General features: G+C 67.1%; 15 protein-coding genes. 7 read left to right on the top strand and 8 right to left on the bottom strand.

The genetic code is table 11. The features are described 5' to 3' along the window. Positions 1-27: 27 nt before the first annotated feature. The 4 genes from AC1Z3O_RS13950 to AC1Z3O_RS13935 all read right to left on the bottom strand — a co-directional run bounded on the left by AC1Z3O_RS13950 (position 28) and on the right by AC1Z3O_RS13935 (position 5,768). Complete coding sequence (locus tag AC1Z3O_RS13950) at positions 28-1,467, bottom strand: hypothetical protein (RefSeq protein ID WP_483516304.1); 1,440 nt, start codon at positions 1,465-1,467, stop codon at positions 28-30. A gap of 200 nt (positions 1,468-1,667) precedes the next feature. Next, on the bottom strand, positions 1,668-2,045 hold the full coding sequence (locus AC1Z3O_RS13945; RefSeq protein ID WP_483517601.1) for a GtrA family protein: 378 nt from the start codon (positions 2,043-2,045) through the stop codon (positions 1,668-1,670). Between the two features lie 193 nt (positions 2,046-2,238). Beyond that, positions 2,239-3,618 (bottom strand): sigma-54 dependent transcriptional regulator, encoded by a 1,380-nt coding sequence (locus tag AC1Z3O_RS13940; protein ID WP_483516303.1) that lies wholly within the window; start codon positions 3,616-3,618, stop codon positions 2,239-2,241. 1,244 nt (positions 3,619-4,862) lie between these two features. Further along, complete coding sequence (locus AC1Z3O_RS13935) at positions 4,863-5,768, bottom strand: LysR substrate-binding domain-containing protein (RefSeq protein ID WP_483516302.1); 906 nt, start codon at positions 5,766-5,768, stop codon at positions 4,863-4,865. Positions 5,769-5,845: 77 nt separating this feature from the next. Here AC1Z3O_RS13935 and AC1Z3O_RS13930 point away from each other — a divergent pair, with 77 nt between their 5' ends. Next, positions 5,846-7,159, top strand: coding sequence for an MFS transporter (locus AC1Z3O_RS13930; protein WP_483516301.1), 1,314 nt, complete (start codon positions 5,846-5,848; stop codon positions 7,157-7,159). Positions 7,160-7,210: 51 nt separating this feature from the next. Here AC1Z3O_RS13930 and AC1Z3O_RS13925 read toward each other — a convergent pair whose 3' ends face one another. The 3 genes from AC1Z3O_RS13925 to AC1Z3O_RS13915 are packed head-to-tail and all read right to left on the bottom strand — an operon-like array spanning position 7,211 to position 9,248. After that, complete coding sequence (locus tag AC1Z3O_RS13925) at positions 7,211-7,714, bottom strand: TPM domain-containing protein (RefSeq protein ID WP_483516300.1); 504 nt, start codon at positions 7,712-7,714, stop codon at positions 7,211-7,213. A gap of 24 nt (positions 7,715-7,738) precedes the next feature. Next, positions 7,739-8,623 carry a TPM domain-containing protein gene (locus AC1Z3O_RS13920; protein ID WP_483516299.1) on the bottom strand — a complete coding sequence of 295 codons (885 nt, stop codon included), beginning with the start codon at positions 8,621-8,623 and terminating at the stop codon, positions 7,739-7,741. Between the two features lie 16 nt (positions 8,624-8,639). Next, positions 8,640-9,248 carry a LemA family protein gene (locus AC1Z3O_RS13915; protein WP_483516298.1) on the bottom strand — a complete coding sequence of 203 codons (609 nt, stop codon included), beginning with the start codon at positions 9,246-9,248 and terminating at the stop codon, positions 8,640-8,642. Positions 9,249-9,686: 438 nt separating this feature from the next. On the opposite strand from AC1Z3O_RS13915, the gene dapA reads away from it, so the two are divergent. After that, the gene (gene dapA, locus AC1Z3O_RS13910; protein WP_483516297.1) at positions 9,687-10,580 is read left to right on the top strand and encodes a 4-hydroxy-tetrahydrodipicolinate synthase; all 894 of its coding nucleotides are present in this window, start codon (positions 9,687-9,689) and stop codon (positions 10,578-10,580) included. Positions 10,581-10,606: 26 nt separating this feature from the next. Here the strand turns inward: dapA and hemL are convergent, their stop codons facing one another. Then, positions 10,607-11,896, bottom strand: a complete 1,290-nt coding sequence (gene hemL, locus AC1Z3O_RS13905; protein WP_483516296.1) for a glutamate-1-semialdehyde 2,1-aminomutase — start codon at positions 11,894-11,896, stop codon at positions 10,607-10,609. Positions 11,897-12,111: 215 nt separating this feature from the next. Between hemL and AC1Z3O_RS13900 the strand changes: the two genes are divergently transcribed. The 5 genes from AC1Z3O_RS13900 to AC1Z3O_RS13880 all read left to right on the top strand — a co-directional run bounded on the left by AC1Z3O_RS13900 (position 12,112) and on the right by AC1Z3O_RS13880 (position 16,307). Then, positions 12,112-12,282 carry a rubredoxin gene (locus tag AC1Z3O_RS13900; RefSeq protein WP_483516295.1) on the top strand — a complete coding sequence of 57 codons (171 nt, stop codon included), beginning with the start codon at positions 12,112-12,114 and terminating at the stop codon, positions 12,280-12,282. 334 nt (positions 12,283-12,616) lie between these two features. Next, positions 12,617-13,063, top strand: coding sequence for a response regulator (locus AC1Z3O_RS13895; RefSeq protein WP_483517600.1), 447 nt, complete (start codon positions 12,617-12,619; stop codon positions 13,061-13,063). Between the two features lie 26 nt (positions 13,064-13,089). Beyond that, on the top strand, positions 13,090-13,458 hold the full coding sequence (locus tag AC1Z3O_RS13890) for a response regulator (RefSeq protein ID WP_483516294.1): 369 nt from the start codon (positions 13,090-13,092) through the stop codon (positions 13,456-13,458). 26 nt (positions 13,459-13,484) lie between these two features. Further along, entirely contained in the window at positions 13,485-14,039 is a 555-nt protein-coding gene (locus AC1Z3O_RS13885; protein ID WP_483516293.1) for a chemotaxis protein CheW, read from the top strand. A gap of 78 nt (positions 14,040-14,117) precedes the next feature. Continuing rightward, the gene (locus AC1Z3O_RS13880; protein ID WP_483516292.1) at positions 14,118-16,307 is read left to right on the top strand and encodes a methyl-accepting chemotaxis protein; all 2,190 of its coding nucleotides are present in this window, start codon (positions 14,118-14,120) and stop codon (positions 16,305-16,307) included. Positions 16,308-16,319 lie beyond the last annotated feature (12 nt).

Here is a 16,319-nt window from a genome sequence, read left to right as displayed (position 1 = left end):
GGAAATGAACCGGCGTGTGGGGATGGGTCATCTATTGACGACATACAAGGCGGCTACGTGGTCGCTATAGACTTTCCGCCAGTCGGGTGAACGGTTGAGGGTGATGCTGGCGGGGCTTGACGGTTCCAGGATCGCCCAGCGGATCTTGTAGTCATGGAGTAGCTTGGTGAGCGCATCCGTGTCACCCGTATACGCTTTGCCGTACATGCGCATGAATTCATCCCCATAGAGATCGGCTCGGCCATCAATGAACGGGGAGATCCCGGAAAATATGAGATAGCCGCCAAAGTTATAGCTATTGAATACCGGGCCGGATGCGCCGGCCGATATCGCCGCCCGTATGGCATCCTGCGGTGCGGCAGCGCCACGGTTTCCATCGAAGCCGCGGGCCAGCAGGAGGAGGCTCAATGACAGGAGCAGGGGGCAGCCGGCGGCAAGCAGCACATAAAAGCGGTTGGAGAAGACAGGTTTCACCTCTGGCCGGATCGCAGCACGAAATTGGGGGGCGCAGGACGGTGCCAGGAAGACCGGGCTGAGCATGCCAAGAAGCTCTGCGTTGCGCGCGGAAACCAGGGCAAGGTGGATCAGGCCGAAGAAGATCACGATCCTGGTTGCCGGCACGCGGATGCCGAATCGGAGGGCGCCGAAGAACACAAGGAAAAGCCAGAGTTCAATAGGCTGGAAAGAATGGAAGTCAGGTGACTTCCATTCATCGATGATGCTGAGCGAATAGCTCATGCCTGAAATCTTGTGGGCAAGGAGCAGGCTATCGATGCCATTCGGAGATACGCACGAGACGGCCAGGGAAAGTACAACGAACTTTGCCCACGACCTGGCCACGGGCCATCGATTTCCTGCGCACAATACTGCCTCCGCGCCAAATGCAATGGCCAGGGCGATACCAAGGAGAAAGCTGGCATGGAGGTTGGCCCAGACCAGCATCACGATGAGCAGCCCGAGATGCGGCACTTCATCGCGTTCGCGGGCCTTAACCAGGCCAATGACCCATAGCATCATCAAGGGCCACGACAAAACATGCGGGCGAGCCAGAAGGTGAGGCGCCATCGTGAGAAACGCGAGCGAACATCCCGCGACTGCGTGCAAGGGCTCGAAGTAGCGCGTCAGGAAGCGCAGCAGGATTGTGAGCGTGATAGTGACGGCCAGTACGGTAATCAGGACTACCCCAGTCCAGTTGAACCATTCGTATGTTGCGGCAAGTATGATTTCGGCCAGCCATTCATGCGGAACCCATTTCGCTCCGCGCAACGAGAAGGAAAATGGATCGGCCATCGGCACCTGGTGATGGTGAATCATCCATTTGCCTGCGGCGATATGCCAATACATGTCCGGATCGGAGAGCAGCTTCGTTCCGGAGAACATGACAATGGCAATTACGCTCAAGGCGAAGAAGGCGTACCAGAGCAAGCGGGTGGGAATCCTGGCCGAAGACGTTTTGGTGCAAGACATCAGTACCTCCGTTTCGCTCAGATCAGCATGCTCGGGGACGCTGGCGATTGGGGATGCGGGCAAGTCATCTGGTGTCCTGGAATGCCTTAAACATGCCTTTCATTTCAGAACTGCCGGCCGCCGGGGCTTGGACCAAGGATCCCCTTTGGGTGTATCGGCATGCCGTGCTCCGGTCGAATGCGCTTTTGTGCCGGCCTTGCCTATTTTCGAAAACTCTGACGATAGGTCCACGAATGTTGCAGGAGAAAGGTGATCGGCGTCACGATCAGCACAATGTAAAAGAGCCCGGTCCAGTAGCTGGCGCCTGTTCTTTGCGCCGTCCATGAGATGGCAATCGTCAGCATCAGCCCGAAGATCGAGACGCAGAGATAGCGCAGGAAATTCTCGTGGTGCGGGCGCGCGGAGAAACTCCAGAGCGTATTGAGCAGATAGGAGCAGGCGGTGGCGCAGACAAAGGCGATGCTGTTGGCCAGTACCGGGGACGCCGAAAATGCAGTGATCAGCAATGTAGCCAATGCCAAGTGGACGCCGGTAGTGGCCACGCCGGAGATGCCAAAGCGGAGCAGCTTGGCGATCATGGTGCGCCGCGGCCTGGCACGTTCGGCAGGTTCCTGATCCGCGGTGGCCGAGGCGCGCGCAAATGCCCGCGCTCGAGAGCCGGCCGTAGCGGAAGGGGGGCGATGGGGCGGCGGGTCACGGTCGCTGGCGCGATCGATGACGCCTCGTTCTGCATGCGACATGGCGGTCCTCCTAGGCGCAAGCGCAATCAGGCTAGCCTTGCAGGCGGACCATCCCAAGCTCCCCCTTTCGCATCTGCAGCTTGTATTCACGCATCAGCCTGAACAGGGTGACGCGGGAAATGCCGAGTTCTTCGGCCACATCGATGAGGCGCTCATGATGTCGCTGCAACGCTTCCTTGATGGCGCCGAGTTCTGCCGCTTCCCTTGCCTCGGCGAGGGTCAGCGGGCGCGGGGCGTCTGGCGGGGGCAGCAGGTCAAGGTCGCCGGGCTTGATGACGCCGTTTTCGCACATGGCCGCAGCATGCCGGATGCGGTTGATCAGTTCCCGTACATTGCCTGGCCAGTCGTGCTGGGTGAGCGCGCGCAGTGCCGCCGGCGAGAAACCCCTGATGTGCTCGGGCGAGTGCTTGCGGATGTTGTTCAGCATGTGCTCCGCGAGCAGGAGGATGTCGCTCCCGCGCTCGCGCAGCGCCGGCTGCTTGACGCGCAAGACACAGAGTCGGTGATAGAGATCGCTGCGGAAGCGTTCGGCGGCAACGGCGGCTGCGAGATCCACATGGGTAGCGGAGACAATGCGCACATTGACGGCGATCGATTCCGTGCCGCCCAGCCGCTCGATGGAGCCGGTTTCCAGGAAACGCAGCAGGCTCGTCTGGCTCTCCAGCGGCATATCGCCGATTTCATCGAGAAACAGCGTGCCGCCTTGTGCCATCTCGATGCGCCCGAGCTTGCGCTTGGCAGCGCCGGTGAAGGCGCCGCGCTCATAGCCGAACAGCTCCGACATCAGCAGGGTGGGGGGGATGGCGGCGCAGTTGACGGCGACAAAGGGCTGCTCGGCGCGATGCGAGGCGCGGTGGATCGCTTGCGCGGCGAGTTCCTTGCCGGTGCCCGATTCGCCCGAGATCAGCACCGGTGTATCCCACCGCGCTAGCTTCTCGATGCCGCGGAACAGGGATTGCATGGCCGGGCATTGGCCGATCATGCCGACGGGATGGACCGGAAGCGCCAAGGCTGGCGAGGCGCCAGGCCGCAGCTTGGCCATGCCGACGGCGTGGCCGAGGGAGCGGGCGAGTTCCGCGTTGTCGCATGGCGCGGTGTAATAGTCGATGAAGTAGATACCGAGCAGCTTGCGCAACGGGTCCGGCAAGGCGTCGGTGTCGCTGACCATGCCGACCCAGCCGATGTTGCGCAGGCCGAGCCAGGGCTCCAGTTCTTCCAGCTCGGCGTCGCTGTAGCCGCAATGCAGGTCCAGCAGGCCGGCTAAGCAAGGGGTGTCCAGGTTCAGGGCCTCGAGATCCCTTCGTCCCGAGGCGAAGATCAGCTTCCAGCCTTGCTGAGCCAGGTATCGGCACAGCGTTGCATCGTGATGCATCGACAGATAGAGCAAAGGGCGATTGATGTACGCGGTCATGACTTCCCCCGAATTTTTCTTGTTGGATCGCCACTGGCGGCGACCAATTACGCGCTACTGCTGCGGGAGGAAGGTATTGGACGCATGCTGCCCGAGGCGCGCTTGGGCGCCCGGCCGCTTGCTGGAAATCTGGACCGTCTAGTCGCGCAGAAACCGGACTATGGCGTCGGTGTGCGCCGACGATGCTCCCCGGACTTTGCCACTAGCGGACCCCAACCCGTCACCCCTGCATACTGGAACCTGCTCCAGTCGCAATCGCCGGGAGCGTTGCCATCTCACGTGGCTGGCTCACCGGCTTAACCCCGCGAGCGGCCGGTATGCTGCTGCACCTGCCGCCCACTTGCTGAAAGTCAATTTCAAACGACTTGTCTTCTCGTGTTGCAAGACGGCACCGCCGCAGCGGCACTGTCCTGCCCGGACCCGATTTATCCTGCGCGGGTCCCGCGCACTGCCCCTCTTTCCGGGTGACCCCAGATCCATCTGGAACATGCCGGCCGGCATTTCCAAACGTCCTGGTGTTCTGCCCGGCGCTGCCTCCCTTCAGGCGAACGGGCGGAGCTGGTGCCTGCTGGCATGTTTCCCTGCTCTGGGCACCGCCGGTTCGCAGGCTAGCCTTTAGCGACCTCCATGCCACATGCCATAAGTCATTGAGCGGCCTGATGTTTTGGCGCTGGCCCCCTCGGCACAGGGCAAGCGGCGCGCCAAATGGTTTCAATCCTGATACACGGCATCTGCATGCGCCACTTGCCCGCGGCCAGGCACGCATGACCCAATCGGGTGAGCGATCCGCCGATGGCGCGCAGGAGCCACCCCGGTCCTGCGCTCCACTCGGGCGGGCAGGTGATCGAAGCGACAGGTGGCGTGGCGATCCGAGGCGGGTGCGGTGTGCTGCAGTTCGTTCTGTTTCTGATACGCCATACGATCCGTCAGCGGATACGCGGGGAGTCGGGCGGACGATGGTGCGGTCCCCACTGGCGGCCTGCCCGTTCGCTTGTCGACGCGGCGAAGCGAGAATCGCTTTCGGCACTGCCGCTCGTTGACCGACAAAGGGTGGAGTGGGGGGCGTTGGCGGTTGAATTCGGCAGGGCATGCGCTGCCGTGCCCTCAGCCAAATGATGTAGTCCTCATCGTTTCAGTGCCCCTTCGGGGGAGGCGGCCCGGCGCATCCGCAAGTGTTTCATTTCTGAAACCTGGCACCGGCCGCCAGCGGTTGGCGAGGGGCGTGGCCTGGATGCAGCCCGCTCTCAGGCCGGCTGCGAAGCTGCCACCTGCCCGCGCAGCCAATGCACGAGCTGAAGGATATGTTTCTCGCGCGAATTGCCCTCGCGCCAGACCACCCAGTAGTGCAGGCTGGACGGCACCTGGGTATCGCCGATCTGCACCAGCTGGCCGCTGGCGAGGTAGTCATGCGCAAGCATGGCGCGCGCGGTGGCCACGCCCAGGCCGGCCACCGCCGATTGCAGCATCATCCCGGCGTCCTGGAAGATGGGGCCGCGCTCCGGCTCGTCCGGCGGCAGGCCGGCACGCTCGAGCCAGTCGCGCCAGGGGCGCAGGGCGAAGCGCAGCATCGGCAGGCGTGGCAGGTCGGCAATCGTGAATCCCGGGTAGCGCTCCAGCAGCTTGGGGCTCGCGACCGCGATCACATGGTCCTCCACCAGGCTGCGGCATTCGAATCCGGGCAGGTCGACGCGCTGGTGCCAGATGCCGAGATCCACCCCGTAGGGGTCGGGCGGGGAGATCTCGGCATGCAGGCGCAGGTGCAGGTCGATCTCCGGTGCGGCTTCGTGCAGGCTGGGCAGGCGGTGGATCAGCCAGGCATTGGCGAGGTCGGCCATCACGCTCATCTGCAGCCGGATTACCGGTGGGCCGCTCCTGGAGCCCGCTTCGCGCAGCGCGGCCTCCAGCTCGTCGAGCGCGCCGCGCGCGCGTTCGGCGAGCCGTGCGGCCACGCTGGTGGGAATCATCAGGCTGCCGTCGCGCTGGAACAGCTTGGTGCCAAGCTTGTTCTCGAGGCCGCGGATATGGTGGCTGATGGCACTGTGCGTGAGCGAAAGCTCCTCGGCTGCGCGCGAGAAGCTGCGGTGGCGCGCAGCCGCCTCGAGTGCGCGCAGGGCTTGCAGGGGAGGCAGGTGGAGGGGTTGGACGGCCATGGCCGTCAAATTCTACTCACAATTGCGGCGGGTATCTTTCGTTGGCCTTGCACCGCTTTGGTGACGACAATGCCTGGATGACGACGACCTCGACTTCTTCCTCCTCCCTTCCTCCTGCTGCCGGCGCGCTTGGCGCATCCAGGCCCGCAGCGCCCGGCCATGCAGCGGCGCTCTCCCCGCTGCGCTGGCGCGTGCTGGCGGTGTTTTCGCTGGGCTTCCTGGTGTCCTATATCTTCCGTGGCGTCAACCTGGGCTTCGCGCCCCATCTGACGCGCGAACTCGGCCTGTCGGCTGCGGACCTGGGTTTGCTGACGAGTTTCTATTTCCTTGGCTTCGCCTGTGCCCAGTTGCCGGCCGGGCTGCTGCTCGACCGCTTCGGCCCGAGCCGTACCGAGGCTGCGATGCTGGTGTTCGCCGCCATCGGGGCGCTGGGCTTCTCGCTCGCCGGCGGCATGGCCGGCCTGGCCGCGGGGCGGCTGCTGATCGGCATTGGCGTGTCAGTCTGCCTGGGCGCCGCTATCCAGGCCCTGGCGCTGTGGTTCCCCTTATCGCGCATGCCCCTGCTCAACGGCGTGGTGATGGCGATCGGCGGCCTTGGCGCGGTCGTGGTGGGTTCGCCGCTGGTCTGGCTGCTGTCGCTCACTGACTGGCGCGGCGTCAGCCTGGGGCTGGCCGGCCTGTCGCTGGCGATGGCGGTACTGCTGTGGTTCGGCGTGCCGCATGTCAAGCGCCAGGATCGGCAGGGCCTAGCCGAGCAACTGCGCGGCACGGCCCACATCCTGCGCAGCACCGCGTTCTGGAGAGTGGCACCGCTGACGCTGCTGAACCAGGGGATCTTCCTCGCCGTGCAGACGCTCTGGGTGGGTGCCTTTCTGCGCGACGTGTCCGGCGCCAGTCCGACGGCCGCGGCCGGGCTGGTCTCTGTGATCGGCTTTGCCATGATGGCGGGATGCGTCGGTTCGGGCTGGGCGGCGCGTCACCTGGAACGCATGGGCGTCAGCCTGTATGCGTTTGCCGGCCTGGGCATGACGGGCTTCGTCGTGGTCCAGCTCATGATCATGGCGGGCGTGCCGCTGCCGGCGGCCTGGCTGTGGGCGGGCTATGGGGTGTTCGGCTCCAGCGGCATCCTGACCTATGCGGTGCTGGCGCGGAGTTTCCCCGAGTCGCTGATCGGGCGTGCGACTACCGCGCTGACGCTGCTGGTGTTCCTGGCGACCTTCGCTTGCCAGGTAGGTATCGGCTACGTGCTGGACTTCTGGCCGGCCGCCGGCGGGCGCTATCCCGCTGCCGCCCATCTGTGGATCTGGGGCGGGCTGGTGGTGCTGCAGATGGCGGCCGCGGTGTGGTATGCCTGGGGAGGCCGCCGGCGCGCGGCAGTCCCTGCAGAGTAGGCAGGGCAGGTGGCGTGCCGGCCAGTCCCTGGTGCCGGCCGCCTCCTGTGCCTACATCACCAGCGGCCGATCATCCAGCGCATTCGGCCGCGGCCGCCCGTCCGACGGGAAGTGCGCCTCCAGCAGCGCGTGGATCTGCGCCACCGCCTCCAGCACGGGCCCGACCGAGAGGTCGCGCGCCAGTCCTTGCACCAGCCGCGCGCAGACGCCATGCCAGGCCTGCGCGCCGACGCGCGCATCGATGCCGCGGTCGGCCAGCAGTTCGACGGCGTGGTCGGCCAGGTTGATATAGAGCAGCACACCGGTGTGCTCCTCGGTGTTCCAGACCTCGAGCGCGCCGAACAGGGCGCGCGCGCGGGTCCGGTCGCTGACGCCGCGCCAGGCGTGGCCGACCGGCATGCTGGCCTCGATCACCACGCGGACCTCGCCGCGATGGCGCTGTTCGCCGGCCCGCACGGCTTCCTGCAGCGCCTGCTGGGCGGCCGCGGGAAAGTAACGCCGGGCGGTGCCGGGGCGGCTGCGCAGGTGGCGCAGGGCACGTTGGATATAGGGCATGTCTCGCGTCTCCGATGCCTTGCGCTACCAGTTGCCCGAGGCGCCGCCGCCATCGAAGCCGCCGCCGCCACCGCCGCTGAATCCGCCGCCACCGCCACCGCCGCGATCGGAGTCGCCGAAACCGCCGCCGCCGCGCCAGCCGCCCATGCCGCCGAGCCCACCGAGGCCGCCCAGCCCGCCGGCGCCAAGACCGCCCGCGCCGCGGTCGGTATACCGGCCGCCGGTGACGATTTCCGGCGCGCGCGGGCGCAGCGCGGCGGAGATGAAGAAGAACAGGATGATGGCCAGCGGGAACAACACGGCGAGCCAGGTCGACCAGTCCCCCTGGTCCGCGGGCTTCTTCGCCTGCGGACCAGGCAGGCCTTCCTGGTCAATGGTCGCCTGGATGGCCGACACGCCGGCGGCCAGGCCGCCGTAGAAGTCGTTCTGGCGGAAGTGGGGCGCCATCACGTCCTGCAGGATGCGCTTGGACATCGCATCGGTCAGCGAGCCCTGCACGCCGCGGCCGACCTCCAGCCGCATCTTGCGCAGGCCGGGCGGGTTGTCCTTGGCGATCAGCACGATCACGCCGTCGTCGATGCCCTTGCGGCCGGCGCGCCAGGCGTCGGCCACGCGGATGCTGTAGGCGTCGATGGGCTCGGGCGCCGTGGTGGACACCATCAGCACGAAGATCTGGCTGCCGTGCTGCTGTTCATACTCCGCCAGCACGTTCTCCAGCGCGCTGCGCTGGTCGGCGCTGAGCGTGCCGGTCAGGTCGGTCACGCGCTGGGTGAGCGGCGGCACCGCGACGAAGCCATCGTCGGCGCGCGCGGGCGCGCCGGTTGCCAGCAGCAGGGCCGCCGCCAGCCAGGCCAGCAGCAGCGCCAGGGCCCGCGGCGGCCAGCCGCGCGCCGCGCAGGAATGCCTCATGTCGTCAGCCTCATGCTCAGAACTTGACCGTCGGCGGCGCCGAGATCGCCTTCTCGTTCTCCACGGTGAACGAGGGCTTCACTTCGTACTTGAAGACCATCGCCGTCAGGTTGGTGGGGAAGCTGCGCGCGAGCACGTTGTAGGCCTGTACCGCGGCGATGTAGCGCTGGCGCGCCACCGTGATGCGGTTCTCCGTGCCCTCCAGCTGCGATTGCAGGTCGCGGAAGGAGGCGTCGGCCTTGAGCTGCGGGTAGTTCTCGGACACCGCCATCAGCCGCGACAGCGCATTGCTGAGCTCGCCCTGGGCCTGCTGGAAGCGCTGGAACGCCGCCGGGTCGTTCAGTGTCTCCGGGGTGACCTGGATGCTGGTGGCAGCGGCGCGGGCCTTGGTCACTGCCTCCAGGGTCTCGCGCTCGTGCGTGGCATAGCCCTTGACGGTGTTGACGAGGTTGGGAATCAGGTCGGCGCGGCGCTGGTACTGGTTGATGACCTCGCTCCAGGCCGCCTTGACCGCCTCGTCCTTGGCCTGGAAGTCGTTATAGCCGCATGCCGACAGCATGCTGGCCATCAAGGCCAGCATCAGCCAGCGGATCAGGGACTGGGGCGAAGTCAGGGAAACGCGCATCGAGGGCTCCAAAATGAATCGAATCTCCAGTTTAGCGCACCGGCGAGTGCCGCTTGCCAGGCATGGGCGGTTGACGCGGTGCGCCATTCGGGCGTAGATTGTGCCGTCACGGGCGCCGCCAGCGCGGCGCCTTTCTCATCGTCGTTGCCCGACATCGGCGATTGTTTCGCGGATTGTTCCGCTGCTTATTTCCCTGCCTCCCGTGCGCCGCTTCTCCGCTGCTTCCGCCACCGCCTTCCAGGCCGCTTCCGGCCAGGCGCAGGCGCGCGCGCACGCCAAAGCCAAAAAACAGCCGCTCATCTGACCGGGGCGCGCTGTTCCGTCAGATGAGCGACGGAACGGCACGCACGGCAGGGCGGCGTTGTGGCCCATCTCTGCCCGTCCACCTGGTCCGCGCGCATCTGCACGGTTTTCCGATCGGTCGATCCGGAGAGTTCGATGCAAGACGTGTTTTCAGGAATCTGGTTGCCCTTGGTCACCCCTTTCGCCGACGGCGAGGTTGACTACGCGGCGCTGCGCCGGCTGGTGGCGCACTATCGCGGCAGCGGCATTGCCGGGCTGGTGGTGTGCGGCAGCACTGGCGAGGCGGCCGCGCTCGATGAGGCCGAGCAGCTCGCTGTGCTCGATGCCGTGCTGGAAGAGGCCGGCGCGCTGCCGGTGATGATGGGCCTGGCCGGCAACAATGTACGCAATGTACTGGCCCGGCTGGAGCGGCTGAACACGCGCCCGCTCGCGGGCCTGCTGACGCCGCCGCCGTATTACGTGCGCCCTTCGCAGGCGGGCCTTGTCGACTACTTCCACACGCTGGCCGATCGTGCGGCGGCGCCGCTGGTGCTCTATGACATTCCCTATCGCACCGGCGTCAAGATCGAGACCGCGACCCTGCTTGCGCTGGCCGCGCACGGCAATATCCGCGCGCTCAAGGATTGCGGCGGCAGCCTGGAGTCCACGCAGGCGGTGATCGCCGATGGCCGGCTGGCCCTGCTGGCCGGGGAGGACGCGCAGGTGCTGGGCACGCTGTGCATCGGCGGGCGCGGCGCCATCCTGGCCTCGGCCCATGTCCGCCCGGAACTCTTCGTGGCACTGTGGCAGGCGGTGGAGGCGGGCCGGCTGGGCGAGGCGCGCCGGCTGTTCCAGGCGCTCTCGCCGATGCTGGACCTGCTGTTCGCCGAGACCAACCCCGGCCCGCTCAAGGCCTTGCTGGCGCACCAGGGGCTATTGCGCGATGAGCTGCGCGCGCCGATGACGCAGGCGTCGCCCGCGCTGGCCGGCCGGCTGGCCGAGGCCAGCGCGGTGCTCGACGCGGTACGCCTCGCGCCGCCCGGCGGCTAGCCGGCCAGCCGGCGCGGGGCCGCCGCTCAGGCCGCGAAGGCCTTGCGCGCCGCCTCCAGCGTGGCCTGCAGCACCGCGTCGTCGTGGCAGGACGAGACGAAGCCCGCCTCGAAGGCGGACGGCGCCAGGTAGACGCCGTTGTCGAGCATGGCGTGGAAGAAGCGGTTGAAGCGGGCGGTGTCGCTCTCGGTGACCTCGGCGAAGCTGGCGGGCACGCCCTCGCGGAAGTAGATGCCGAACATGCCGCCGATCGCATCGGCCGCAAAGGGCACGCCGGCGGCGCGCGCGGCTTCGGACAGGCCGTCGGCCAGCTTGCGCGTCTGCGCGGCCAGGCGGTCGTGGAAACCCGGTGCCTGGATCAGCTTGAGCGTGGTCAGGCCCGCGGCCACCGCCAAGGGGTTGCCCGACAGCGTGCCGGCCTGGTAGACGCCGCCCAGCGGTGCCAGGCTGGCCATGATGTCGCGCCGCCCGCCGAAGGCCGCTGCCGGCATGCCGCCGCCGATCACTTTGCCCAGGCAGGTCATGTCGGGCGTGATGCCGTAGTGGGCCTGGGCCCCGCCCAGCGCCACGCGGAAGCCGGTCATCACCTCGTCGAAGATCAGCACCGCGCCATGCTTGGTGCACAGTTCGCGCATGGCTTGCAGGAAGGCGTCGCTGGCGCGCACCAGGTTCATATTGCCGGCCACCGGCTCGACGATGACCGCGGCGATCTCGTCGCCGTGGGCGGTGAAGGCCTCTTCGAGCTGCGCCACGCTGTTGTACTCCAGCACCATGGTGTGCTTGGCCACGTCGGCCGGCACGCCGGCCGAGGAGGGGGCATTCTTCGTGGTGTCGGCGAAGGTCAGCAGGCCCGAGCCGGCCTTGACCAGCAGGCTGTCGGCGTGGCCGTGGTAGCAGCCCTCGAACTTGACGATCAGGTCGCGGCCGGTGAAGCCGCGCGCCAGCCGCAGCGCGCTCATGGTGGCCTCGGTGCCCGAGGAGACCAGGCGCACCTGCTCGATCGAGGGCACCAGCTTGCAGATCTCCTCGGCCATCTCGATCTCGGCCTCGGTGGGCGCGCCGAAGGAGAAGCCCTCGGCCGCGGTCTGCTGCACCGCGCGTACGACGTCCGGGTGCGTGTGGCCGACGATCATCGGGCCCCAGGAGCCGATGTAGTCGATATAGCGCTGGCCATCCGCGTCCCACATATAGGCACCCTCGGCACGCGTGATGAAGCGCGGCGTGCCGCCCACCGAGCGGAAGGCGCGCACGGGCGAGTTGACGCCGCCGGGGATAGTCTGCTGGGCACGATCGAAAAGCTGCTGGTTACGGGACATGGCCTTGTCTGAAGTCAAAAGCAGGAGAAACGCGTTCAACCGGCCGCCAACTCACGGCGAAAACGCAGGGAACTGCGGGGATTCGCGCGCGATCTGCGCGGTAACGGAAGGGAACGCGGCGTCATTGGCATGAATCTGGCTTGCCACGGCTGGCGCCGTTAGCGCCGATTCTGTACCATCTGCGCTGAATTTTAATGGAGAGTCAGCAGCCTGTTATGGAATACAAGACCTGGATGTGCCTGATCTGCGGATGGATCTACGATGAGGCCGTCGGCGCGCCCGAGGACGGCATTGCCCCCGGCACCCGTTGGGAAGACGTGCCCATCAACTGGACCTGCCCCGAATGCGGCGCGCGCAAGGAAGATTTCGAAATGGTGGCGATCTGAGCCTGCGGCGCGCGCGGGGTGCGCGTCGCGCCAAAGCGACAGAAGCGACAGATCGCCTGAGGCGGCCGCATCGCCAAGATTGACGGCCCCACGGTTGTCTTGTCACACTCTGTTGCAAATTTGAATGTCGTTTCCGGACTGCTGCCATGGTCCGGGAACCCCGCGTAGGCGCGGGTACCACGCGCCGCACGGATAACATGCCGGCAAACAGACCGGCTTTCTGGGAAAAGTTGTATATCGGGGGTCCGTCGGGGCAGCCAGCCTGGCCCGATCGGGTGTTCTCAAGTGAATTACGGCGCACCTGTTGCTGCAGGGCGCCGTTCGCGGGAACAAAATGCGGGTCGCTCAGATTGCAGAAAACAACGGGGTTGCCGCCGCGCCGGGCGTGGCGTGCGCGCGCCGCAAGGTGCTGGTCATCGATGACTCCAGCACGATCCGCCGCACGGCGGAAATCTTCCTGTCGCAGGCGGGCTGCGAGGTCATGCTGGCGGAGGATGGCTTCGACGCCCTAGCCAAGGTCGGTGACCTGCACCCCGACCTGATCTTCTGCGACATCCTGATGCCGCGCCTGGACGGCTACCAGACCTGCTCGCTCATCAAGAAAAGCCCGCGCTTCCACGCCATTCCCGTGATCATGCTGTCGTCGCGCGACGGCGTCTTCGACCGCTCGCGCGGCCGCCTCGTCGGCGCCCACGACCACCTAGCCAAACCGTTCACGCGTGAGTCTCTGCTGCACGTCCTGGATGCCTGCGCCCCGGTGCAGGCTGCCGTGCCGGCCTGAGCGCGCGACGCGAACCAAATAACAATATGACCATCAACAAAATCCTCATCGTCGACGATTCCCCCACCGAAGCGCTCTTCATGTCCGACCTGCTCGGCAAGCGCGGCTTCAAGGTCTCGGTGGCCGGCAACAGCGAGCAGGCCTTCGCCCGGCTCGAGACCGAGCCCTTCGACCTGATCCTGATGGACGTGGTGATGCCGGGCCAGAATGGCTACCAGGCCACGCGCGCCATCAAGCGCGACGACCGTTTCAAGGACATCCCCGTGATCATGTGCACCAGCAAGGGCCTGGACACCGACCGCATCTGGGGCATGCGCCAGGGCGCGTCGGACTACATCGTCAAGCCGGTCGACAGCGACGAACTGCTGACCAAGATCGCCGCGCTGTCGCACTGAGCGGCCTGCCCAGCCTGGATCCCGCCATGAACGCTCCGCGCCAGGACCTACGCGTGCGCCAGACCCGCCTGCAGGACTACCAGGCGATGCTGGCGCGGCGCCTGCGGGAGGCGCGCAGCCTGCCCGCGGTGGACAGCTATCTCGGCCTGCAGGTGGGCGCCCGGCACTGGCTGCTGCCGCTGGCGCAGACCGGCGAGGTGATCGAGATGCGCCAGCCCAGCCGCGTGCCGCTGACGGCGCCCTGGTACACGGGGCTGGTCAATGCGCGCGGCAACCTGCTGGGGGTGATCGACTTCGGCCTGTTCTGCGGTGACGGAGCCACGTCGCTGCAGCCGGGCAGCAAGATCGTCGTGCTCTCGCGTGAGGCCGAACGTGCCTGCGGCATCCTGGCCACGCGCGTGCTGGGCCTGCGCCATGCCGGCGACCTGAGCCTGCCGCATGGCGAAGGCGAGACCGGCGCATGCCGCGAGTGGGAGGGGGCGCGCCTGTCCGACCGCGATGGGCGCGACTGGCAAGTGCTGGAAGTGCGCCGGCTGCTGGACGCGCCCGCCTTCCTGCAGGTCGGGCGCCGTCCGGCCTAGCCGCAGCCCAGGCCTGGCGCCATCGACGCCGCCATCGAATCAACACATCGAAAGAACGGATAAAGGGGTAGGGGAGCTATGGATTTCAAGAGATTCCGCCTGGGTCGCCAGGCGCAGGTGGCGCAGGCCGCGGGGATGGCGGTCGATGGCGCGGCCGTGGCGCCCGCGTTGGCGACGCCCGGCGGTCTCGGCACGACTCCCGTCGAGCGTCTGGCAGCCTGGCTGCGCAACGTGCCCTTCGCCAGCCAGCAGCGGGCGCTGACGATCGGACTGGTGGTCTCGCTGGCGGCACTGCTGGGCTCGGTCTACCTCGATAACCGGCAGGCCACCAACGGCGCGGCGCAGATCGAGATCGCCGGTGACACCCTGATGCACTCGCAGCGCCTGGCCAAGGCGGTGCCGAACGCCCTGCTGGGCAACCCGCAGGCCTTCGTCCAGCTCAAGCAGTCCAGGGAGCAGCTTGCCGCCGACCTGAAGGCGCTGCAGGAAGGCAGCGCCGAACGCAATGTGCGCGCCACCAGCGGCACGGCCGAGCCGCTGCTGCAGACCGCGATCGACTCCTGGAAGCGCAGCGAGAAGAGCGCCGGCGACGTGCTGGCCCAGAAGCCGACGCTGACCACCATCGGCCAGACGCTGCAGATCTTCAACGCCTCCAACCCCGAGCTGCTGGAATCGGCCGAGCAGGTGGCCGCGATCAAGCTGCAGTCGGGCGCGAATGCCCGCGAAGTGGCGGCCTCGGCCCAGCTGGTGATGCTGACGCAGCGCCTGGGCAAGAACCTGAACGAATTCCTGGCCGGCGAAGGCGTCAACCCCGAGACCGCTTTCCTGCTGGGCAAGGACACGAATACCTTCCGCGAGACGCTGGACGGCCTGCTCAACGGCAGCGAGGCGCTGCGCCTGTCGGCCGCCGGCGACGCCGAGACCCGCAGCTACCTGGAGCAGTTGTCGCAGCGCTTCGACGCGGTGCAGAAGACCACGCAGACCATCCTGGGCAACCTGCCGGGCCTGATCGCCGCCAAGCGCGCCCAGCAGCAGATCTTCAACGACAACGAGGCGCTGCGCGGCGATCTTGCCGCGCTGCAGGGCGCCTACGTGCAGGCGGCGCGCTCCCGCCCGGCCACGCTGGCCGCCACCGTGGCCTCTGCGCTGCTGACGCTGCTGTGCCTGGGCGGGCTGGTCGCCCTCTACCTGCGCGACTCACGCGTGCGCGCCAGCGAAGCCGAGGCGCGCGAGCACGAGGCCGAGGCGCGGCGCCTGGACGAAAAGCGCAACAACGACGGCACGCAGAAGGCCATTCTGCAGCTGATGAACGAACTGCAGGACATCGCCGACGGCGACCTGACGCGCCAGGCCACCGTGACGGAGGACATCACCGGCGCCATCGCTGACTCGGTGAACTACACCGTGGAAGAACTGCGCGAACTGGTGCGCCGCGTGCAGCAGACCGCCGGCGAGGTGAGCCAGGCCTCCGACCAGATGCAGGAAACCTCCACCCACCTGGCGGCGGCAGCCGAGGAGCAGTCGCGGCAGATCCGGCAGACCGGCGAATCGGTGGTGGAGATGGCCGACCGCATCACCCAGGTCTCGCGCGGCGCGGCCGAGTCCGCCAACGTCGCGCGCGCCTCGCTGGCCGCGGCCGAGCAGGGCCAGCACGCGGTGCAGAACGCGATTGCCGGCATGAACGACATCCGCGAGCAGATCCAGGACACCTCCAAGCGCATCAAGCGGCTGGGCGAGTCCTCGCAGGAGATCGGTGAAATCGTCGAGCTGATTTCCGACATTACCGAGCAGACCAACGTGCTGGCGCTCAACGCCGCCATCCAGGCGGCCTCGGCCGGCGAGGCCGGGCGCGGCTTCTCGGTGGTGGCCGAGGAAGTGCAGCGGCTGGCCGAGCGCTCCGGCGAGGCAACCAAGCAGATCGGCGCGCTGATCCGCACCATCCAGACCGATACCCAGGACGCCGTGCACGCAATGGAGCGCAGCACGCAGGGGGTGGTCGAAGGCGCCAAGCTGTCGGATAACGCCGGTGCCGCGCTGCAGGAGATCGGCCGCGTGTCGCGCCAGCTCGCCGAGCTGATCGAACAGATCTCGCAGACCACCTCGCACGAAGCCGGGCTGGCTGGCGCCGTCGCGCGCAATATCGAAAGCATCCTGCAGGTCACCGAGGAGACGTCGGCGGGCACGCGCCAGACCTCGGTCTCGGTGCGCCAGCTCACGCTGCTGACTGAAGAGCTGCGCAACTCGGTATCTCGATTCAAGATCGGCTAAGCCGCCCGGCGC

This window comes from Cupriavidus sp. 09_S30 (assembly GCF_056930435.1).
Note: the sequence above shows the minus strand (reverse complement) of the source record. Positions and strands in the feature narration are given on the sequence as shown.